The following is a 20,225-nucleotide window of genomic DNA, read 5'->3' on the forward strand; positions in this document are numbered from 1 at the left end:
CGGCGTTCTCAACCGTCCCGACGACGACTGGAGCGGGGCAGAGAGCGGCGCACAGGAGACTCCGCTGCAGCAGAACCTGGACGTCGCACCGGAACGCCCTCAGGAACAGCGGCGGATTCCGTTGCAACGCCTCGCTTCCAGCGCTCCACCCGGAATTCACTTTCATCCGGCCACTCATCGTCGGGCGCCGATGGCTCCCGCGCCTGAACTGCAGGAGGAATCAAAGGTGGCTGCCGGCGAGAGATCGCCTCGAGGGGCCGCTTGCGGCCGTTGGATCGCAAAGGCTGTGCAGATCGCAGGGGCTGTGCAGATCGAAAAGGCTGTGCAGCCGGTTCCCGCCAGCTGTCTCCGCCATCGTCCTCCTCATCCAGGAGCCAGTCGATCTTGTCGCCCACCCAACGCCCAACCGCATCCAGGCTGTCCGCAGCAGTCCGGCCTGAACGGGAGCCAGGGCGTCGCCCTGGGCGCGTCCCAGCAACACCATCCACCAGCTGGCGGCCCGTTTCCAGCCACTGATCCAAGCGTTGCGCCTGTTGCCGTCGTCCATCCATCCCCTGACGTTACCGACGCCGTCGTCGCAGCCAACGCTCCCGGCGCCATCCCACCAGAGCAATGGCGATGCCAGAGCACTGAAGCACCAGCAGAAACAGATCGATTTCAGCCATCCGCCCCAGGGCCTTGATCAACGACAGAGCAGGTGTCTTGACCGTCATACGGCTGAAACTGCAAGACACAGCTGGCATGCCATCGCCCCCCATGGTGGCGATCACAACAGGAGCGACAGGCGGCCTGGGCCAGACGGCGGCGGTAGGGAGAGCGATGCCCACAGCGGGGGCAGACTGCCAGCCAACGCGGGGCTGTCACAGGCACCGGAAAGCGGTGACGCACGCTCACCACAAATCGATCCTGGGCGCGGTTGATCTGCTCCATCCGCGCCCGGAACTGAGGTCCATGCCCCTCCGACGACCCCAGCACCAGATCCACCCAGGCGTGAATCATTTCGTGGCAGAGGGTGCTTTCCGTCGCCAGGCGTGGCAAGGGGTCGAGCAGAGGACGGGAGAGCACGATTTCACGACCATGGGGCGGGGCGACCTGGGGGCCACGGCGATAGAGCCCGGCCGTACGCCGCATACGGCCGTCACTCCAACGCACCGCAAGCAAGGGCTGCTGTCCGCGCACGAGGCTGCCCTCGAAATGCTCTCGGTTCAAGCGATGAAACAGGGGGAGCAGCGGCTCCAGGGCCATGGGAAGGGTCCGGTGTGCGTCCAGCAGGTGGTCGACGGCGCCAGTCTGCACACCTTCGGCAACGGCCTGCACAACCGTCAGTCAGACTCTTGGCGCATCATCGTGGCCGCGGATGGATCTGGCTCTGGTTCGGGAACTCGGAAGCAAGGCCCTGCTGGCCGGTGCCGGAGCACTGCTCCTCTATTGGACGATCACCGCCGTCAAGCTCGTGCTGAGCGCCCGCGGCATCAACCCCCTGATCAAGCAGTTCTTCACCCAGGTGGCAGCAGGACGCATCGACGCCGCCTACCTGCTCACCACCAAGAGCTACCGCCAGCACGTGAATCGCCAGCAATTCATCCGCTTCCTGGCCGGTCTCAAGCTCAATCGCTTCCGCAACCTCAAATCCGGTCGCCCAAGGATGCAAGAGGGCAACATCATCCTCACCGTGAAGCTGCTGGCTGAAAACAAAGAGGAAATGCCGCTCGACTTCACCTTCACCAAGGTGGAGGAGAGCTGGAAGATCGACCGGATCACCCCGGTGAACGCCTGACGCCTCCCCCGTCATGACAGCCCCATCCCGGGAACGGGCCAGCGAACTGCGTGCTCTGCTCAACCGGGCTGCCCACGCCTATTACGTGCTGGATGCTCCGGTCATGGAGGATCCGGTCTATGACCGTCTCTACCGTGAACTGGCGGATCTGGAGGCTGCCGATCCTGAGCTGATCAGCGCCGACAGCCCGACCCAAAGAGTCGGAGGTTCCCCAGCTGAGGGATTCACGAGCGTGCGCCATCGCATCGGCCTGCTCAGCCTCGACAACGCCTTCAACATCGAGGAGCTCCAGGCCTGGCATGGCCGACTGCTGCGGGCTCTCGATCGGGAGCCGAACCAAGGCGAGCCTCTGCCAGCCCTGGCGATGGTGGGCGAGCTGAAGATTGACGGCAATGCCCTCGCGCTCAGCTATGAGCACGGCGTGCTGGTGCGAGCCGCCACCCGCGGCGATGGCGAACAGGGGGAGGAGATCACCGCCAATGTGCGCACCATCGCGTCCGTGCCCCTGCGTCTGCAACTGGAACAGCCCCCCGCATGGCTGGAGGTGCGGGGCGAAGCGTTCATTCCCGATGGCACCTTTGATGCCATCAACCGTGAGCGACAGCAGCGGGGCGAAGCCCTATTTGCCAACCCCCGAAACGCCTGCGCCGGGACCCTGCGCCAGCTCGATCCAAAGGTGGTGGCCGCCCGCAGACTTGATTTCTTCGCTTACACCCTCCACCTACCGGGAGGCTGGCAGGGCCATGGGAGCGACCCGCCACTGCCTGCCACGCAGTGGGAGTCATTGCAGTGGTTAAAAGCCGCCGGCTTCAAGGTCAATCCGAATGCCGAGCTACTCCCCGACTTGGCGGCGGTTGAGACGTTCTTCGCTGCCTGGGACAGCCAACGCCACGACCTCGATTACGCCACCGACGGGGTCGTGGTGAAGCTCAACGACCTTCGCATGCAGGACGCCGCCGGCTTCACCCAGAAGGCACCCCGCTGGGCCATCGCCCTGAAATACGCCGCAGAGGAAGCACCCAGCAAGTTGCTGAGGATTACCTGCCAGGTGGGACGCACTGGGGTGGTGACACCCGTGGCCGAATTCGAACCCGTGCCCCTAGCCGGCACGGTTGTGAGCAGAGCCACCCTGCACAACGCCAATCGGCTGGCGGAGCTCGATCTGCATGGCGGCGACACAATCGTGGTGCGCAAGGCGGGGGAAATCATTCCCGAGGTCGTGCGGGTCCTCACAGAACTACGCCCCGCCGGCAGCCAGCCACTCGCCCTGCCCCACAGCTGTCCTGAATGCAGCTCCGAATTGGTGCGGGAAGAAGGCGAAGCGGCCACCCGCTGCGTCAACAGCAGCTGCCCGGCGATCCTGCGCGGGGCGCTACGCCACTGGGTCAGCAAGGGCGCACTGGACGTCGATGGACTGGGCAGCAAGCTGATCGAACAGCTTGTCGACCGGGGCCTGGTGCGCTCCATCGCTGATCTCTACAGGCTCGATGCCGCCCTGCTGGGAAGCCTGGAGCGGATGGGCAGCAAAAGCGCCACGAATCTGCTGACCGCCCTCGAGGCCTCCAAGAACCAACCATGGCATCGACAGCTCTATGGATTGGGAATCCACCATGTAGGCGAGGTGAATGCCAAGGCCCTGGCGGCCAGCTTCACGACTGTGGAGACGCTGGCCCGGGCGGCAGCCGAGCAATCGGACGCGTTGACAGCCGTCCAAGGCATCGGCGGTGAAATCGCCCAGAGCCTGCAGCAGTGGTTCGCCACCAGCGCCAACCAGGAGCTGCTGAACGGCCTGCAGGCCATGGGCTTGAGCCTGGCGGCATCCGAGCAGGAACTGGCCGGAGCCGCCGCCAGGGAGCGCGATGGCCACCTCAACGGTCAGACCTTTGTGCTCACCGGCACTCTTCCCAACCTCAGCCGCTCCCAGGCCCAGGCCTTGATCGAAGCCGCAGGGGGCAAAGTCAGCGGGTCGGTGAGCAAGAAAACCCACTACGTGGTGGCTGGTGAAGAGGCGGGCAGCAAGCTGAGCAAGGCCGAGGCCCTAGGGGTGCCGGTGCTGGATGAGGCAAGCCTGCAGCAGCTGGTGGCAGCCAATGGACCGAGCGATCATTCTTCCTCCAGAGCATCGAAGCAACTGGAATGACACCAACAGCCTTCCGCTGGATCAAAAGCGACTGCGGAAGGGCCAAATATGCCGATCTGGCAGGCCGCCGCGGTGCCATCGCACGACTGAGACTGGGCTGGTTCATCCTTATTGCCGCCCTTCGCGACTGGCGCCTGCCCGATCCTGATCAGACCTCAGGATCCTGATCAAGGCCAGGGCCCTCCTGCAGCGCCCGGCGAGCGGCACGACCCACGAGCCACACCACTGCGATGGTGGCGAGCACACCGATAACCCGTAACCACCAGGCCCCTGGCGAGGCATCGCCGGCCAACACCTCCCCAAAACGGGCGGCATCACCAGCCAAGGCACCAAGGGCACAAAACAGCACCGTGCCGGGAAGAATTCCGATCAAGCCAATGGTGTAATCGCGCAGCGACACCTCACTAAGGCCATAAGCCAAGTTGAGCAGCGAGAAGGGGAAGGCGGGAGAGAGTCGGGTGAGCAGCACCAACTTCAGGCCCTCGCGACTCACAGCACGCTCCACAGCCTGCAGCTTCGGCAAACTCGCCAATCGCTGCTGCGCCCATCCGCGCAGCCAGGTTCGCCCCAGCAGAAACGCCGCTTCAGCGCCAAGGCAGGCGCCCACGAAAACGATCAAGCTTCCCCACCAGGTTCCATACAGAGCTCCCGCGAGCATCGAGGCCCACACCCCCGGGAGCAGCAACGTCACCCAGAGGGCGTAGAGGGGGATGAACAGCAGGGCCCCCAGCGGAGACTGCAGGGCGGGAAGCCAACCCTGCCAATCAAGGAGCACGCCTAGGGCCGCCAGCATCAACCAAGATCCTGCAGGCGACGGCGGGCCAACTCCGCTTGCGCTTCCGCTTCCGCAAGGTTGGCCTTGCATTCCGCCACCACCTCAGGCGGCGCCTTGTCCGCAAAGTTGGGATTGCTGAGGCGGCCAGCCAAGCCTTTGATCTCCTTCTCTGCCTTCGCGATGTCTTTCTCCAGACGCGCCTTGAGCGCCTCGAGGTCGACCAGGCCCTCAATCGGCAACAGCACCTGCAGTTCGCCGCTAACGCCAGCGAGCGCTTTCGCCACCGGTGCTGCTTCAGCCTGCTCAGCGGTCATCACCTCGACGGTCTCCGCGCGCGTGAGTGCACGGATGTCAGCAGTACCCTGCTGCAGCACAGCCGTCAGAGCATCACGACCGGTCACGAAACGCACCGGCACCGTCTGGGATGGCTTCAAGCCGGCCACAGCACGCAGATTGCGCACGACTCGGATGGCCGCGATGAGTTCAGCAAACGACGACTCGAGCTCGTCATCCAAAGCCTTCATATCGACGGCGGGCCAGGATTGCAGGGCCAGGACCGTTGTCTGCGGTTGAGCGGTGACGCTGTGCCAGAGCTCCTCGGTGAGATGGGGCATCAAGGGATGCAGGAACAGATGCATTTGACTGATCACCTTGGCCAGCACCTGCTTGGCGGTTCGCTGATCGGCCAGTGCCTCGGCTGAGGGGTTCTCGCCCGGATTGAGCCGACGCTTGCTCAACTCCAGATACCAGTCGCAAACATCGTTCCAGGCGAATTCATAGAGACCCTTGGCTGCTTCGCCAAGGCCGTAGCTTCCATAGCGCTCGGCAGTTTCCCTGTTCACCCGTGCCAAGCGCGACAGAATCCAACGGTCGGCCAGCTGCAGGGCAGCGGGATCGGGCTCCCCGAGCTCAGCTGGCGTAGCACCACCCAGGTTCATCAGCGCAAATCGCGTGGCGTTCCAAAGCTTGTTGGCGAAGTTGCGCGCTGCCTCCACCGTGGCGGAGGTATCGGATTTGCGGTCGTAATCGAGGCGGATGTCCTGACCAGCACCGGCAACCTCCCGCACCAAAGCGAAGCGCAGGGCATCGGTGCCGTAGCGATCGATCAGCAGCAGCGGATCGATGCCGTTGCCCGCGCTCTTGCTCATCTTACGGTTCTGTTCATCCCGCACCAGGCCGTGGATGTAGACCTCCTTGAAGGGCATCTCACCGGTGAAAGCGCCGGCCATCATCGTCATCCGGGCCACCCAGAAAAAGATGATGTCGAAGCCCGTCACCAGGGTGCTGGTGGGATACCAGCGCTGCAGGTCAGCGCTGCCTGTATCGGGCCAGCCCAGGGTCGAGAAAGGCCAGAGACCGCTGGAGAACCAGGTGTCGAGCACATCTTCGTCCTGCTCGATCTCCGCAGCAGGGCCGTACTCCTCTTTGGCCTTCTCCAGGGCTTCGGCTTCGTTGCGGGCCACCACGTAGGGCGTGGTGTCGGTGTACTTGCCTCCGGTTTCGCTGATCACGAACCAGGCGGGGATGCGATGGCCCCACCACAACTGGCGGCTGATGCACCAGTCGCGGATGTCGGTGAGCCAGTCGCGATAGACCTTCTCCCAACGCTCAGGGATGAAGCGGGGATCCTGCTTCTCGAGAGCTTCGCGGCAGCGGGCCGCCAATGGTTCAGTTTTGACAAACCACTGGGTGGAAAGCAACGGCTCCACCGGCACCTTGCCGCGGTCGGAATAGGGAACGCTGTGGCGGTAGTCCTCCACCTTCACCAACAGCCCTAGCGCGTCAAGCCCTGCCACCACAGCCTTGCGGGCCTCGAAACGATCCAGCCCCTCAAACTGGCCGGCTTCGGCATTCATCGTGCCGTTCTTGCTCATCACGGTGATCTGGGGCAACCCGTGGCGCTGGCCGATCGCGAAATCATTGGGGTCGTGGGCCGGCGTCACCTTCACGCAACCGGTGCCGAAATCCTTCTCCACGTGGTCGTCGGCCACGATCGGAATCTCCCGACCCACAAACGGCAGGGTGAGGGTCTGGCCCACCAGGTGGGCGTAGCGCTCATCGGTGGGGTTCACCGCCACAGCCGTATCACCCAGCATCGTTTCGGGGCGTGTGGTGGCAACCTCCAGGTGTCCCTCACCACTGCTGAGCGGATAGCGGAAATGCCAGAGGTGACCATCGACCTCTTTCATCTCCACCTCCAGGTCACTCACCGCCGAACCGGAGGCGGGGCACCAATTCACCAGATACTCACCGCGATAGATCAACCCCTGCTCATGCAGTCGCACGAAGGCCTCCTTCACGGCCTCACTCAGCCCCTCATCGAGGGTGAAGCGCTGACGCTTCCAATCCACCGAGTACCCCAGCCGCCGCAGCTGCCCAACAATTCGTCCACCGCTCTCGGCCTTCCACTGCCAGGCCCGCTCCAGGAAAGCTTCCCGACCCAGGTCGTGTCGGGTCTTGCCCTCCTCCTTGAGCTGCTTCTCCAGAATCGTTTGCACCGCAATGGAGGCGTGGTCGGTGCCGGGCAAGCAGAGCACGTTTTTGCCCGCCAACCGCTGATACCGCACGATCGTGTCGATCAAGGCCGTGTTGAAGGCGTGGCCCATGTGCAGGCTGCCGGTCACATTCGGCGGTGGAATCACCACCGAGAAGGGCTCGCCCTCGGCGCCAGGATCGGGATGAAACGCCCCCTGCTCCTCCCAAGCCTGCTGCCAGCGCGCTTCGGTGCCCACTGGGTCATAGGTCTTGGCGAGCTCAGACACAGCGAACAGGCAATACAGAGGCGCCATGCTCGCAAAGCACGGAAACCCATCAGAATCACCTCGATCCGGCTTGATTGCGTTGCGCCATCGCCGCTGCCTCACCGTCGCCGCTCTCGGCCTGGCACTGTCGGGCTGCAGCCAGATCAATGCATCCCTACCCGTCAATCTTTATCTGGCAATTGGCGTGCCCGATTCGCGCACGATTACAGAAGAAAGCCATCGCTTTTTTCGTCAACGTGTCGATCTGGTGGTGAAAGAGTTCCAGCGCATTCGCCCCAACATCAACGTGCAACTGGCGGTGTACCCGGAGCACGCGTTGGTGGATCGCATCCAGAAACGCAATAGCGCTGAACTCGGGCCCGACCTGATCCTGTCCGATGCCTATATCAGCCGTGAACTATTCAACAAGGGACTGACTGACCCGATCCCTGATCAAGCGCTGCTGCGTCGCAATATCTTCGCCAACCTGCTGCAACGGGTGGTGGTCAAGAAGAACCAGCTGGCAAGCCAACCCTTTCTGATCTATCTGCAACTGGCCTGCTTCGACCGGCGCCAGATCCCTCAGGCACCCACGAGGATCCGGGAGCTGCTCAGCATCAGCGCCGCGGGGAAAAACATCGGACTGTCCTTGGATTCGGCCCAGCTGTTCTGGACGGCAGGCAGTCTGGGTGCCCTACCTGCGCTGAATCGCGTCAGCAGCGGCCAACCGGTCAAAGCCGAAGATCGCGAAGCCATCACCAACTGGCTGGAGTGGCTGAACCAGGCAGCAATGCAACAGCGGATCAGCTTCTATCCCGATGCCAGTGAACTCACTCAAGATCTGAAGAGCGGTGAGATCAGCTGGATCACCTGCAGCAGTTCCAACATCGAAGATCTACGAAAAACGCTCGGAACAAGGCTTGGAGTGTCTCCCTTGCCAAGCGGCGAAACCCACAGCGCCAGCCCCTTCAACAGGCTGCGGACCTTCAGTCTCGGTAAAAACTCCAGCTCAAGGCAACGGAAGGCCTCCCTTGCCTTCCTCCGCTACCTCGCCCAACCCCAAACCCAACGCGATCTCACCCTTCGCACACTCTCGTTTCTGCCGGTGAACCGCCACGTCAAGGTGCCCGTGGCTAGCTCCGCTGTCCTGAGGGCGATGGTGGCCTCCCGCCGTCAATCCGAGGGCTCAACCACATTTCTCCAGCACTTCGATCTCAGCCAAAACTTGCGAGAGCGCGTGACACTCTTGCTGACCCCCCTGGTGTATGGCGTGGAGTCTGCGGAGCAAGCCAGCGAACAGTTGATTGACCTGCTCAACGAGGCGCGGCAATGAACGAACTCCTGCGCGAAGTGCTCGGTTGGCTCGGCTACCTGGAGCGTCCCGAAGTCTGCCTCCAAATCCTGATCCTGCTGATGATCGCCTTGGGCGTCCACAGCCTCCAGCGCGCAGGTTTCGACCACCGATTTCCCAAGCTGCTCAAACCCCTTGTGGGCCCAGCCTTAGCCGCCCTCGCGACCCTGACTCTCCTCAAGGTCTCTTATCCCCATGGACTGGCCAGCTTCATCACCGCCAGCTGGCTGGGCTGGAGCATGTTGACCCTGCTCGATTGCGGACTCTGCACCTACCTGCCCCGGCAGCGGGTGCATGAACTACTGAGCCGGCTGCTGCGCCCCCTCTACCTGCTCGCTGTCACCCTTCTGCTGATCAATCGGCTCGACAGCGTGCAGGATCTGGCCTTGATCAGCATTGGGCAGTTCTTCGACACCGACTTAACCCTGGGCAAGCTGTTCAGTTCACTGCTGATCAGTTATCTCCTGTTGATCGGCAGCGGACCACCGGCAGCAGTGGTGGCCTGGTTAATCCAATGGCTCATCGGCTGCAGTGATGGCAGCCGCAAGGCCCTTGAACTGATCATCCGCTATGCGGTCGTCGGCATCGGAATCACGGCAGTCGGCTTTCAAATTGGCCTGAACAGCACAGCAATCGTTGCAATTGCCGGCGGCCTGTCCGTAGGCCTGGGCTTTGGCATCAAAGAGGTGTTCTCGAACTTCGTGAGCGGCATTTGGCTGCTGTTTGAAGGATCGGTACGTCCCGGTGAGGTGCTGATGGTGGATGGCGATCCCTGTGAAGTGCGCAAACTTGGCCTGAGGGCCACGCTGCTCTGGCGGGATCGGGACAACGCAGAACTGCTAATCCCCAATCAGATGTTCTTCACCGCTCAGGCAACCACTTACACCGCGAGCGACCGGATGCGCCGCAGCGAGATCCGGATCGGCGCTGCCTATCGCCATGACCCAAGAGTGGTCTTGCGGCTTCTGGAGGAGACGGCAGGCACCGTGCCACGGGTGCTGAAACAGCCGGCCCCTCGCGCCCTGCAGGTGGCCTATGGCGACTCAGCAATTCTTTATTCCTTGCGCTATTGGATTGAAAATCCAATGGACAACATCGGCATCATCAGCGAGGTGAACCAGGCGATCTGGATTGCCTTCGACAGAGAGGGCATCGAAATCCCATTCCCTCAGCAGGTGAATACCATCCTGGAGAACCCGGGAATCAAGGGCGGGCCAGTCGCTCGAGATACCCCGACCTCGCCCCAGCATTGATCCAGCCAGTAGCAATCGTCTTGCTCGCGGTGTGATTCACCCGCCCGCGATGGATGTGAGAAGGACCTGCGGGAAAGATCAGCAACTTGCCGCGCTCGGCAGGTTCGTGGTGCCCCTGCCAGTGGAACTCCGTCCCGGCATCCGTCACCGTGTCGCAGTAAAGAATCCAGGCCAGCACCCGATGGACTGGCTCGGTGGCCTCATCGCTGATCGTCCAGTCGCAGTGCCACTGCTTGAACCCCTCTCCCGGCGCATAGCGCTGAAGATTGAAGATCGGCAAAACGAACAGCTCTTGATCGGGGCAGACCTGCTGGAAGAGGGGTCGCTCCTGCAGGTAGCGCTCCAAGCCAGCGCTGACGCCCCGCAGAATCACCTCAGCAAGAGCAAAAGCCTCGGGGTCACTGCGATCGATGGCCACAAGGCTGATGTCAGTGCTGAGCTTGGCGGGTTCAGAGGGATCGGCTGACCCGAACGCCACTCCGGGCCGATGCAGATCAGTGCGCCGCTCAAAGAACGTCATCACCCCATCAGCCACGGCCTCATAGCCAGGGTTGCTGTAACGCGCGATCAGCTCCATGGAATCGCCACCACCGCATCAAGGGTCTGCCAGCGGGTCTGATCACTCGTCACCCGGCTCTCAAGACCCACCCGCTTCAGAGCCTGCTCGAGTCGATCCGGCGAAAGCACAGCCGGGTCCTGGGGAGCAAGGGAGAGCACTAGCACCTGCTGCTCCGCGGGATCGGCAAGCACCTGCAGCTCCAGATCCGTGAGATCCCTCTCGAAGAACAGACGCCGCAACCGGGAGGTGAGCCGAGACCCGAGGGCCTCGGCGAACTGCTCCAGGGCATCCCTCTCACCGGAGAGACCACAGTTGAGAGCCAACCAAATCAGCAGCTTCGCCCAGCTGTCGACAGTCCAGAGGGGCTGAAAGCTTTCTCGATGCTGGCGGATCAGCTCGGCCAGGGCGAAATCCACCAGGGTGCCCTGCAACTGGGCCGCAGAAGGGAGCAATGGATCGGATCGCTGGCTCATACCTGCCATCCTCTCCTCCGGGGGTCAGACTGGACGTTGAGATGCCCGCCATGGTCATGACCCTGGATCTAAACGATCCCGAACTCGAGTTCTCGGACCTCGTCTACGCCTACCAAAGCTGGGTGATGGCGGTGATCAACGATGAAAAACTGGACAGTGAGGACAAGCTTCTCAGTGACGAGATCACCGAGGATGCCCTCAACGCGATGCGCTTTCTCCCCGGCGAAGTCACCAGCGCGATCGAAACCAGCCTGGCTCGGGTCTACGACGTCGATGCTGATGAGCTAGCGGCTCTGCTCTTCCCAGAAGACTGAGCAGCAGACAATCCAGGCACAGGATGGCCAGCCAGATCACATCGGTGAATGCCCGCCAGCGAAGGCTGCTGGAGGAACTTGAGCGCTGTGGTGACGAGATGAGTGGCCAGCAGCTCCATCGCGCCATCCAGGCCGGAGAGCGGCCCATGGGCCTGGCCACGGTTTACCGCCATCTGCGCCTGCTACAGCAACAGGGGCTGGTGCGCTGCCGGCACCTGCCGACTGGCGAGGCGTTGTATGCCCCCTTAACCAGAGATCGTCACCATCTGACCTGCGTGGACTGCGGCCGCACCAGCGCCCTCAGCCACTGCCCAATCCATGGCCTGACGGTGCCGGCCGAGGAAAGCCAAGGTTTCGAGCTGCTGTTTCACACCCTGGAATTCTTTGGGCTCTGTGCCAGCTGCCGGGAACAACAGAGGCAGCCTTGACGTTTGGAATGGGCGATACCGGGATCGAACCAGTGACAATCTGCTTGTAAGGCAGGTGCTCTACCGCTGAGCTAATCGCCCGTGCTGCTGATTGTGCCTGAAGGCGGCAGGCTTGGTCCAACGCTTCGATGCGACGCGATGGCCTCCGGGCGGGACCACGACCGCGCCACCAGCCTCTGGGCCCTGCCCATGGCCGGCCTGCTCGCCATGCTTCTGGGTGGTTGGGCCGGTGCCCTGGGGGGCCTGGCCTTCCTCATGGGTGGCCTTTGGCTGTCACCGGATCTCGACACCCACTCCCGCGCCCTCAATCGCTGGGGCCCATTACGCTGGATCTGGTGGCCCTACCGGCGTCTGCTCCCCCACCGTTCGCTCTTCTCCCATGGGCCTGTGATCGGCATGGCCCTGCGTCTGGGCTGGCTCCTGATCCTGCTGCTGCTGGTCTGGCAAGCACTGGCCTGGTTGCCACTGCACTGGGTTCCCAACATTCAGGAGGGACTGCCCAGGCTGCTGCAGCAACTGGTGGGACAACCCAACGCTCTTCTGGCCGTGCTGCTGGGCCTTGAGGCCAGTGTGTGGCTACACCTCATCCTCGACGGCGATCCGCTGCCGGCGGAGTGGCGCGCCAGACGACGCCGGTGAGAGGGTGGCGGCAACTCGCTGCCGCCGAGATGGCCGACCCCCAGACCCAGCCGCCGCACCACCCGGATCCAATCCGCCAGCTGGAGGCTGTGGTAGCCAGGCTGCGTGATCCTTCAGGTGGTTGCCCGTGGGATCTCGAGCAGACCCATGCCTCCCTCGTGCCCTATGTGCTGGAAGAAGCCCACGAGGTGGCTGACGCAATCCAACACGGGGATGACCGTCATCTCAAAGAGGAGCTTGGCGATCTGCTGCTTCAGGTGGTGCTGCATGCCCGGATTGCGCAGGAAGAACAGCGTTTCGATCTCAATGCGATCGCCGAAAGCATCAGCGACAAATTGATCCGACGCCATCCCCACGTGTTCGCCGGCGCTGAGGCGGCCGACAGCGCTGCGGTGAAGGCAACCTGGGACGCGATCAAGGCTGCAGAACGGGCCGAGCAAACGGCAGATGGGGCTCCTTCCAGAAGTCCCCTGAGCGACCAGCTGGCTGGCAAGGTGCGGGGCCAGCCGGCAATTGCCGGCGCCATGACCATCTCTAAGAAAGCCGCCAAGGCCGGTTTCGAATGGGATGACCTGGCCGGGGTGTGGGACAAGGTGCATGAGGAGCTCGATGAGCTCAAGGAGGCGGTCGCCTCAGGAGACAGGGCTCATGCCCAGGAGGAACTGGGTGATGTGTTGTTCACCCTTGTGAACGTGGCCCGCTGGTGCGGCATTGATCCGGAGGCCGGCCTAGCGGGAACGAACCGGCGCTTTCTGGACCGCTTCTCCCGGGTGGAAGCCGCCCTGGGCGGAGACCTGCAAGGACGCAGCATCCAGGAACTGGAAAGGCTCTGGCAGCAAGCCAAGGCCCAGATCAGAGCAGAAGCAAACTCTCCAGCCAGCTGAAAGCAGCCCTGAGACGGTGAGCGTCAGCTCATCGTGCCTTCCGTGCTACCCCAGAGTTGACGCTTGGCGGCATCGGCCTGGCGAATGCAGGCCTTCGCCTCCCCGCGCGTCATGCAGACCCGGGCCCGTTCCTCGAGCTGCATCAACTCCACCAACTGGGTTAATGCCCCTCGGCTTTGTGGATGTTTCATGTCGACCTCCACAGTCTTTCCCTTTACTTAACTGCTGCTTAACCTTTGAGTCAACCTGGCTCAGCTTTCTTAATCATCCAGCGATGGCTTGCCCTGACGCTGCCGTTTGAGGGCGCTACGCCGCCCCTTGGCCTCGAGGCGACGCCGCACCGCACCCCGCCCGGGACGGGTGGCACGCCGCTCTGGTGGGGGTGCTTTCAATCCCTCCCTGAGCAGATCCCCCAAGCGCACGAGAGCCAACTGACGGTTCTGCCACTGGGAGCGCTCTTCCGCCACCACCACCCGCAGACAGGTGCCATCAAGTCGAGTGCTCAGACGCTCCTTCAAGCGCGCCCGACGAAACGGACCAAGGGCCGACGACCGCTCCAGATCAAACACCAGCTCCACCCTGGAATCGGTGGTGTTCACCCCCTGACCACCAGGACCAGAGGCACGAGAAAACCGCCACTGAAGCTCAGCGGCGGGGATCACCAGGCGATCGTTGACGATGCAGTTCAAGGGATCAGAACTGAGCTGGACAAAGACGAAAGCATGACAACCCACCACCGGCGGGTGCACTTAATTTAGAGAAGAGCTTGGCGGTGCGTTCAATGGCCTTTCAACTCAAGGAATTTTTTGCGCCCTGGCTCAACAGCACGGCCGAGAAAAGAGCGTTTTTTCTTGCCAAGCCAAGGGAAGCCATGGAGGAACTTGTTGGCGTTCCAAGCGACATCCAGATCACAATCACCCAGAACAATCAGCAGATCTGGTTTCGCGCTTCAATCCCCAAACTGACGAACAACACAGCGGGATCGCTGGGACATATGCGTCAAAATAATCAGCGCATTCTCAAGTGCCCTGTCTTAAAAGTCTCGGGAACTGAATTCATCCAAAATCACGAAAGTATTCTGATGGACTACGGCATTCGCGTGCCAGATGATGTCATCGTTTCAATAGACAACGATGCCCAGGGAATGATTCATTTTGATGTGCGCCTTGACACCCTCTACTCCTAAAGGCCGATCTCTGACCTGACAGGAGACCTCCTGAGGGTTTTAGCTGGATGTGAACCCTGCCACCCCCTGCATGAACCACGATGCTGCGGCATCCACCTCCGGCTGGATCGACGAACCCCATCAGGGGGTGCGTTACGGCCTGGCCGGGCGCGTGATTGCAGAGGAGCAATCCCCGTTCCAACGGGTCACGATCATTGAGAGCGAGCGCTACGGCAAAGGCCTGCTACTCGATGGTTGCTGGATGACAGCCGAACGCCAGGAGCGGCACTACCACGAATCAATCGTGCATCCAGCCCTTTGCAGCGCCGCACAGATTGAGCGAGTGCTGGTGATTGGCGGCGGCGATGGCGGCACCGCCCGCGAGTGCCTGCGCCATGCCGGCGTGCAGCACCTCGACATGGTGGAGATCGATGGGCTGGTGGTGGAGTGGAGCCAGCAGCACCTGCCCTCCATCGGCGGAGGCTGCTGGAGCGATCCCCGCTTCCATCTCACCGTGGGGGATGGCATCGCCTGGGCCGCGAATGCCTCCGACGCCAGCTACGACGTGGTGATCGTTGATGGATCCGATCCCGCTGGCCCAGCCGAAGGATTGTTCAACCGTGCCTTCTTCGAGCAGTGCCGCCGAATCCTGAAACCGGGCGGTGTGTTTGCCACCCAGAGCGAATCACCCGAAGCGTTCCGGCAGGTGCACATCGACACCGTGAAGGTGATCCGCGAGGTGTTCGGCCACGCGGATCCGATGTATGGATGGGTGCCGATGTACCCCAGCGGCTGGTGGAGCTGGACCTTTGCCGCCACCGACAGCCCGCGTTACCGACGGCCCGACCCAGTGCGGGCCGCCGCCGTCGCCGAGGGCTGTGAGATCTGGAGCCCCCGCTGGCAATGCGGTGCCTTTGATGCCGTGCCTGCCTTTGTTCAACGGGAGCTGGCTTGATGGACACGACCACCATCAACACCCAACTGGTCAACACCGATCTGTTTGACACCGACGGAGCCATCTACATGGGCAGCCAGCGGGACCCTGCCGGCTGCCGCGTGGGGCTGTTCGGCGTCCCCTACGACGGCACGACCTCCTTTCGCCCCGGAACCCGATTCGGACCGGGGGCCATCCGGGAGGTAAGCAACGGTCTCGAGACCTATTGCCCCCAGCTGGACCAAGACCTGGAGGACCTGAACTTCGCAGACCTCGGCGCCGTGGATATCCCCTTCGGAGCACCTGAACCCGTGGTAGCCGCGGTGAAACAGGCCACCGAAACCGTGCTGGCCCTTGGCCTCAAGCCACTGATGCTGGGCGGCGAACACTCAATCAGCTCCGGAGCAGTCGCAGCCGTGGCGGCACGACACCCCGACCTGGTACTAGTCCAGCTCGATGCCCACGCCGACTTGCGCCATGAATGGCTTGGAGCCAGCCACAGCCACGCCTGCGCCATGCGCCGCTGCCTGGAGGTGCTGCCCAGCCAACAGCTGCTGCAGATCGCCATTCGCAGCGGCACCCGGGACGAATTTTCAGAACTGCGCAACACAGGCCGTCTGGTGGCGATTGAACGAATGACCGACGCCCTTAAGCCACTGCGGGGCCAACCGATTTATCTCACGGTTGATCTGGATTGGTTTGACCCGGCCGTCATGGCCGGCACCGGCACCCCGGAACCAGGCGGATTCCATTGGGGCGACTTCGCAACCCTCGTGGATGAATTACGCCACCATCAGCTCGTCGCCGCCGATGTGGTGGAACTGGCTCCGCAGTTGGATCCTTCAGGTGTGAGCAGCGTGCTGGCCAGCAAAGTGACCCGCAGCCTCCTGATGCTGCTGCATCAATAGAAATGGCAGGCATCCAGCCGCTGCTCCCGCAGTCGGCTGTGCTGCCGCTCCAGCAGGCTCAGCACCATGGTCGGGTGGCGGTGGACCAGCTCCAAAAAGCTGATGCGAGGAAGACGCACGAAGGACACCGGCGTTAAGGCCCGGGCATCACGGCTGTGATGCAGACGGTTTCCTGCCAGGTCTTCATAGAAGAACACCTCACCGGCGCCGTAACGAAGCCGGCCGGCACCTGGGGCAGACAACTCAACCAGCCCCCGCTCAAGGGCATAGATGGCCTGCACGGGCTCGGAACGTCGGAACAGGATCGCGCCCGTCGGCACCGTGTGCTGATCGGCGTGGGCGTGTTCTGCAATTAACTCCACCGGCGAAGGCAAAGGGCTGGTGGTAATCAAGGCAGAGGGTTCCCCCACGCGTTTCATCAGGCAATGCTCACGGATGAGATCGGAAACAGAAGTTGCTCAAATCACACAATAGAAATTTAAAGCTCAATCTTCAGCTTTTCTTCTTTTTTGGTTCAACCCTCACCCCTTGTCGCCAGGGGCAAGGAGCGTTCATGCAGTTCCAATTGAACGTCCGACCGGACGACTGCTTGCTCCATCGCCACGAGCCGAGGCAACGACGGTGGGCGGGCGGTCCAGTGATGACACCAGGCCACCCGAGCGAGATCCGCATGAACCGGCAGGCGGCGCAGGCGACACCAGCCGCCATCTGCAGCCGCAGAGGCACCTGCAGTGCAGTGAAGACAGGTGTGGCAGCAAACGTCTGCCAAACGCAAAACCCGGAGAGCGCCAAGCGTAAGGACGGTTGAAAAAGCGAACCACCTCCGCAAGCAAATCTGCGGCTTTGCTTCCAATTACGGTGCCGAGGGCGATCACCTTGGCCGAGAATGCGGATCTCGTGCCCTCGGTGAGTAATGGAGCTGAAACGCACCCCCCTGCACGATCTCTGCCAAGAAGCAGGAGGCCGCATGGTGCCTTTCGCCGGCTGGGAGATGGCCGTGCAGTACTCAGGGCTCGTGGCCGAACACACCGCAGTGCGTCAGGCGGTGGGCATGTTCGACATCTCCCACATGGGGGTGCTGCGCTTCAGCGGGCCTAACCCCAAAGACGCCCTTCAGCAGCTGGTGCCCACCGATCTTCACCGCATCGGACCTGGCCAGGCCTCCTACACGGTGCTGCTCAATCACAACGGCGGCATCCTGGACGACCTGATCGTCTACGACCTCGACGACAGCACGGTGCTAGCGGTGATCAACGCCGCCTGTGCCGAAACCGATCGCGCCTGGTTGGAACAGCAACTCAGCAGCAGCTCCATCAGCATCAGCGACGCCAAAGGCGATGGTGTGTTGCTGGCACTTCAGGGCCCAGAGGCCCAGGCCGTTCTGGAAGAACTCAGCAGCACATCGCTGCAGGAATTGCCCCGCTTCGGGCACAGGCTGCTCGCCCTGCCAGGGCTGAATGTGGAGGTCCTAGTGGCGCGCACCGGCTACACAGGCGAAGACGGCTTTGAATTGCTGCTGCCCCGTGACGCGGGCCGGGCACTCTGGAAACACTTACTGAAGCAAGGCGTGACCCCCTGTGGCCTCGGGGCCCGGGACAGCCTTCGCCTTGAGGCCGCGATGCACCTCTACGGCCAAGATATGGATGTCAGCACGACCCCCCTCGAAGCCGGGCTGGGCTGGCTGGTGCACCTGGAGAATCCGGTGGCATTCATCGGCCGGGATGCACTCGAGCGGGAAGTGGCCTCAGGCAGCCAGCGCAGGCTGGTAGGGCTGCGCCTGGAAGGCCGGGCCATTCCCCGCCACGACTACCCGATCTTCAATGGTGACCAAGTGGTGGGCAAGGTGAGCAGCGGCGGCTGGGCTCCCAGCCTCGAGGCGGGCATCGGCCTGGGCTATGTGCCAACGGCCCTCGCAACGGTGGGCACCCCCCTCAGCGTTGAGATCCGCGGCAAACGCCATCCGGCCACCGTGGTGAAGCGCCCCTTCTATCGACGGACCACTTGACGGTGCAGCCTCCTCCCTGTGGGAAACTCGCCACTCACGTCACGCCCCCTGGCCCCATGCGCAGCAACGGATGCGGAGATCTGCGCGAAACACAGGTCGACGAGCAGGTCAAGCTCTGCGGCTGGGTCGACCGACGACGCGATCACGGTGGAGTGATCTTTATCGATCTGCGGGACCGTACTGGCACCGTGCAGATCACCGTGGACCCCGATCTTGGGGCCGAAGCCTTCGCGGTGGCGGAACACCTGCGCAGCGAGACCGTCCTCCAGGTGCAGGGCAAGGTGCGGGCGCGGCCGACTGAATCCCTCAATGAACGTCTGGCCACTGGCGCGGTGGAAGTTCTGGCCAGCACCATCACGGTGCTGAACAACGTCAAGGGCAACCTGCCCTTCCCGGTGTCGATCCACGACGAGGAGAACACGCGCGAGGAGCTCCGCCTGCGCCACCGCTATCTGGATCTGCGCCGCAAGCGCATGAACGACAACCTGCGCCTGCGGGCTCAGACGATCCAGACCGCCCGCCGCTTCCTTGAAGACGAAGGCTTCATCGAGGTGGAAACCCCGGTGCTCACCCGATCCACACCAGAGGGAGCCCGCGACTACATCCTCCCCAGTCGCGTCTGTGGGGGGGAATGGTTCGCGCTGCCCCAGTCACCCCAGCTGTTCAAACAGCTGCTGATGGTGGGTGGCATCGAGAAGTACTACCAGGTGGCCCGCTGCTTCCGGGACGAAGACCTGCGCGCTGATCGCCAGCCGGAATTCACCCAGCTGGACATGGAGATGAGCTTCATGGATCAAGAGGACATCCTCGATCTGAATGAACGGCTGATCAGCACCATCTGGAAAACGGTGAAGGGGATCGAGCTGCCCCGTCCCTTCCCGCGCATGACCTGGCATGACGCCATGGAGCGTTATGGCACCGATCGACCCGACACCCGCTATGGGATGGAGCTCACCAATGTGAGCGACATCGTTCAGGACATGGGCTTCAAGGTGTTCAGCGGTGCGGTGAAGGCCGGTGGCTCCGTGAAATGCATCGCCGTTCCAGGAGGAAACGATGCCGTGTCAAACGTGCGCATCAAGCCAGGTGGGGACGTCTTCAGTGAGGCCCAACAGGCCGGCGCCGGTGGTCTGGCCTTCATCCGAGTGCGCGAGGGCGGCGAGATCGACACGATCGGGGCGATCAAAGACAACCTCAGCGAGGAGCAGAAACAGGAGCTGCTCAGCCGAAGCGGCGCCGAGCCCGGCACCCTGCTGCTGTTCGGTGCCGGCGACACCGCCACGGTGAACAAGGCCCTGGATCGGGTGCGTCAGTACCTGGCGCGCGAACTGGGCCTGGTGAAGCCCGACCGGGACAACGACCAGTGGAATTTCCTCTGGGTGGTGGACTTCCCGATGTTCGAGTTCAACAGCGACGAGAACCGCTACGAAGCGCTTCATCACCCCTTCTGCGCCCCCAACAACAGTGATCTGGGCAGCGATCCAGCGCAATGGGCCCACAACCTGCCCACGGCCCGCGCCCAGGCCTACGACCTGGTGCTCAATGGGCTGGAACTCGGTGGCGGCTCCCTGCGCATCCATGACTCAGCTCTGCAGCGTCAGGTGCTCCAGACCGTTGGTCTGCCCCTGGAGGAGGCGCAGCAGCAGTTCGGCTTCTTGATCGACGCCCTCGACATGGGGGCACCACCCCACGGAGGCCTGGCCTTCGGCGTCGACCGCATGGTGATGCTCCTGGCGGGTGAGGAGTCGATTCGCGACACGATTGCCTTCCCCAAAACCCAGCAGGCCCGCTGTCTGATGACTTCAGCGCCCGCAGGGGTTGCCGACAAGCAACTCGAGGAGCTGCACGTGGCCAGCACCTGGGTGGATCCCGAATAGAT

General features: G+C 62.7%; 23 protein-coding genes and 1 tRNA gene. 14 read left to right on the forward strand and 10 right to left on the reverse strand.

Annotation, left to right across the window (positions count from 1 at the left end):
• Window positions 1–8: 8 nt before the first annotated feature.
• Window positions 9–551, reverse strand: coding sequence for an RNA helicase (locus CWE17_RS03755; protein ID WP_131455026.1), 543 nt, complete (start codon window positions 549–551; stop codon window positions 9–11).
• A gap of 106 nt (window positions 552–657) precedes the next feature.
• Window positions 658–1,245, reverse strand: coding sequence for a SprT family zinc-dependent metalloprotease (locus CWE17_RS03760; RefSeq protein WP_131455219.1), 588 nt, complete (start codon window positions 1,243–1,245; stop codon window positions 658–660).
• 112 nt (window positions 1,246–1,357) lie between these two features.
• Here CWE17_RS03760 and CWE17_RS03765 point away from each other — a divergent pair, with 112 nt between their 5' ends.
• Genes CWE17_RS03765 through CWE17_RS12205 form a run of 3 tightly spaced genes read left to right on the forward strand, consistent with a single transcriptional unit; the run spans window position 1,358 to window position 4,084 of the window.
• The gene (locus CWE17_RS03765; RefSeq protein WP_131455027.1) at window positions 1,358–1,777 is read left to right on the forward strand and encodes a hypothetical protein; all 420 of its coding nucleotides are present in this window, start codon (window positions 1,358–1,360) and stop codon (window positions 1,775–1,777) included.
• A gap of 13 nt (window positions 1,778–1,790) precedes the next feature.
• Entirely contained in the window at window positions 1,791–3,917 is a 2,127-nt protein-coding gene (gene ligA / locus CWE17_RS03770; RefSeq protein WP_131455028.1) for an NAD-dependent DNA ligase LigA, read from the forward strand.
• A complete protein-coding gene (locus tag CWE17_RS12205; RefSeq protein ID WP_164498738.1) occupies window positions 3,914–4,084 on the forward strand; it encodes a hypothetical protein in 171 nt (56 codons plus the stop codon). The genes ligA and CWE17_RS12205 overlap by 4 nt, the downstream gene beginning before the upstream one ends.
• Here the strand turns inward: CWE17_RS12205 and CWE17_RS03775 are convergent.
• Entirely contained in the window at window positions 4,066–4,710 is a 645-nt protein-coding gene (locus CWE17_RS03775; RefSeq protein WP_131455029.1) for a TVP38/TMEM64 family protein, read from the reverse strand. The genes CWE17_RS12205 and CWE17_RS03775 overlap by 19 nt on opposite strands.
• Window positions 4,710–7,454, reverse strand: a complete 2,745-nt coding sequence (locus CWE17_RS03780; RefSeq protein WP_131455220.1) for a valine--tRNA ligase — start codon at window positions 7,452–7,454, stop codon at window positions 4,710–4,712. The genes CWE17_RS03775 and CWE17_RS03780 overlap by 1 nt, the downstream gene beginning before the upstream one ends.
• Before the next feature lie 79 nt (window positions 7,455–7,533).
• On the opposite strand from CWE17_RS03780, the gene CWE17_RS03785 reads away from it, so the two are divergent.
• Window positions 7,534–8,766: an ABC transporter substrate-binding protein gene (locus CWE17_RS03785; RefSeq protein WP_161971411.1), complete on the forward strand. Its 1,233-nt coding sequence runs from the start codon at window positions 7,534–7,536 to the stop codon at window positions 8,764–8,766.
• Window positions 8,763–10,037 carry a mechanosensitive ion channel family protein gene (locus CWE17_RS03790; RefSeq protein ID WP_131455031.1) on the forward strand — a complete coding sequence of 425 codons (1,275 nt, stop codon included), beginning with the start codon at window positions 8,763–8,765 and terminating at the stop codon, window positions 10,035–10,037. The genes CWE17_RS03785 and CWE17_RS03790 overlap by 4 nt, the downstream gene beginning before the upstream one ends.
• On the opposite strand, the gene CWE17_RS03795 is transcribed toward CWE17_RS03790, so the two are convergent.
• Together CWE17_RS03795 and CWE17_RS03800 are read right to left on the reverse strand one after the other, a co-directional pair.
• A complete protein-coding gene (locus tag CWE17_RS03795; protein WP_131455032.1) occupies window positions 9,988–10,614 on the reverse strand; it encodes a 2OG-Fe(II) oxygenase in 627 nt (208 codons plus the stop codon). The two genes, CWE17_RS03790 and CWE17_RS03795, sit on opposite strands and share 50 nt — an antisense overlap.
• The gene (locus CWE17_RS03800) at window positions 10,605–11,078 is read right to left on the reverse strand and encodes a protein phosphatase (protein WP_370318267.1); all 474 of its coding nucleotides are present in this window, start codon (window positions 11,076–11,078) and stop codon (window positions 10,605–10,607) included. The genes CWE17_RS03795 and CWE17_RS03800 overlap by 10 nt, the downstream gene beginning before the upstream one ends.
• Window positions 11,079–11,125: 47 nt before the next feature.
• Between CWE17_RS03800 and CWE17_RS03805 the strand changes: the two genes are divergently transcribed.
• Together CWE17_RS03805 and CWE17_RS03810 are read left to right on the forward strand one after the other, a co-directional pair.
• A complete protein-coding gene (locus CWE17_RS03805; RefSeq protein ID WP_131455034.1) occupies window positions 11,126–11,383 on the forward strand; it encodes a hypothetical protein in 258 nt (85 codons plus the stop codon).
• Window positions 11,384–11,406: 23 nt separating this feature from the next.
• Window positions 11,407–11,811: a transcriptional repressor gene (locus CWE17_RS03810; protein WP_131455035.1), complete on the forward strand. Its 405-nt coding sequence runs from the start codon at window positions 11,407–11,409 to the stop codon at window positions 11,809–11,811.
• 9 nt (window positions 11,812–11,820) lie between these two features.
• Here the strand turns inward: CWE17_RS03810 and CWE17_RS03815 are convergent.
• Window positions 11,821–11,892, reverse strand: a tRNA-Val gene (locus CWE17_RS03815).
• A 57-nt stretch (window positions 11,893–11,949) separates the two neighbouring features.
• On the opposite strand from CWE17_RS03815, the gene CWE17_RS03820 reads away from it, so the two are divergent.
• Both CWE17_RS03820 and mazG read left to right on the forward strand, forming a co-directional pair.
• Window positions 11,950–12,450 (forward strand): metal-binding protein, encoded by a 501-nt coding sequence (locus CWE17_RS03820; protein ID WP_131455036.1) that lies wholly within the window; start codon window positions 11,950–11,952, stop codon window positions 12,448–12,450.
• Window positions 12,451–12,479: 29 nt separating this feature from the next.
• Window positions 12,480–13,334: a nucleoside triphosphate pyrophosphohydrolase gene (gene mazG / locus CWE17_RS03825; RefSeq protein ID WP_131455037.1), complete on the forward strand. Its 855-nt coding sequence runs from the start codon at window positions 12,480–12,482 to the stop codon at window positions 13,332–13,334.
• 23 nt (window positions 13,335–13,357) lie between these two features.
• On the opposite strand, the gene CWE17_RS12210 is transcribed toward mazG, so the two are convergent.
• Together CWE17_RS12210 and arfB are read right to left on the reverse strand one after the other, a co-directional pair.
• Entirely contained in the window at window positions 13,358–13,525 is a 168-nt protein-coding gene (locus tag CWE17_RS12210; RefSeq protein WP_164498734.1) for a hypothetical protein, read from the reverse strand.
• A 69-nt stretch (window positions 13,526–13,594) separates the two neighbouring features.
• The gene (arfB, locus tag CWE17_RS03830) at window positions 13,595–14,023 is read right to left on the reverse strand and encodes an alternative ribosome rescue aminoacyl-tRNA hydrolase ArfB (RefSeq protein ID WP_240789232.1); all 429 of its coding nucleotides are present in this window, start codon (window positions 14,021–14,023) and stop codon (window positions 13,595–13,597) included.
• A 92-nt stretch (window positions 14,024–14,115) separates the two neighbouring features.
• Here arfB and CWE17_RS03835 point away from each other — a divergent pair, with 92 nt between their 5' ends.
• The 3 genes from CWE17_RS03835 (at window position 14,116) to speB (ending at window position 16,341) form a co-directional block, all read left to right on the forward strand.
• Entirely contained in the window at window positions 14,116–14,520 is a 405-nt protein-coding gene (locus CWE17_RS03835; protein WP_131455222.1) for a hypothetical protein, read from the forward strand.
• Between the two features lie 70 nt (window positions 14,521–14,590).
• Window positions 14,591–15,454: a polyamine aminopropyltransferase gene (speE, locus tag CWE17_RS03840; protein WP_131455223.1), complete on the forward strand. Its 864-nt coding sequence runs from the start codon at window positions 14,591–14,593 to the stop codon at window positions 15,452–15,454.
• On the forward strand, window positions 15,454–16,341 hold the full coding sequence (gene speB / locus CWE17_RS03845) for an agmatinase (RefSeq protein WP_131455038.1): 888 nt from the start codon (window positions 15,454–15,456) through the stop codon (window positions 16,339–16,341). The genes speE and speB overlap by 1 nt, the downstream gene beginning before the upstream one ends.
• Here speB and CWE17_RS03850 read toward each other — a convergent pair.
• Window positions 16,335–16,760: a Crp/Fnr family transcriptional regulator gene (locus CWE17_RS03850; RefSeq protein WP_206338348.1), complete on the reverse strand. Its 426-nt coding sequence runs from the start codon at window positions 16,758–16,760 to the stop codon at window positions 16,335–16,337. The two genes, speB and CWE17_RS03850, sit on opposite strands and share 7 nt — an antisense overlap.
• A 494-nt stretch (window positions 16,761–17,254) precedes the next feature.
• Between CWE17_RS03850 and gcvT the strand changes: the two genes are divergently transcribed.
• Both gcvT and aspS read left to right on the forward strand, forming a co-directional pair.
• Window positions 17,255–18,346 (forward strand): glycine cleavage system aminomethyltransferase GcvT, encoded by a 1,092-nt coding sequence (gene gcvT, locus CWE17_RS03860; RefSeq protein ID WP_131455040.1) that lies wholly within the window; start codon window positions 17,255–17,257, stop codon window positions 18,344–18,346.
• A gap of 56 nt (window positions 18,347–18,402) precedes the next feature.
• Window positions 18,403–20,223, forward strand: coding sequence for an aspartate--tRNA ligase (aspS, locus tag CWE17_RS03865; protein ID WP_131455041.1), 1,821 nt, complete (start codon window positions 18,403–18,405; stop codon window positions 20,221–20,223).
• Window positions 20,224–20,225 lie beyond the last annotated feature (2 nt).

The organism is Synechococcus sp. BS56D (assembly GCF_004332405.1).
Taxonomy (GTDB): Bacteria; Cyanobacteriota; Cyanobacteriia; order PCC-6307; family Cyanobiaceae; genus Synechococcus_C.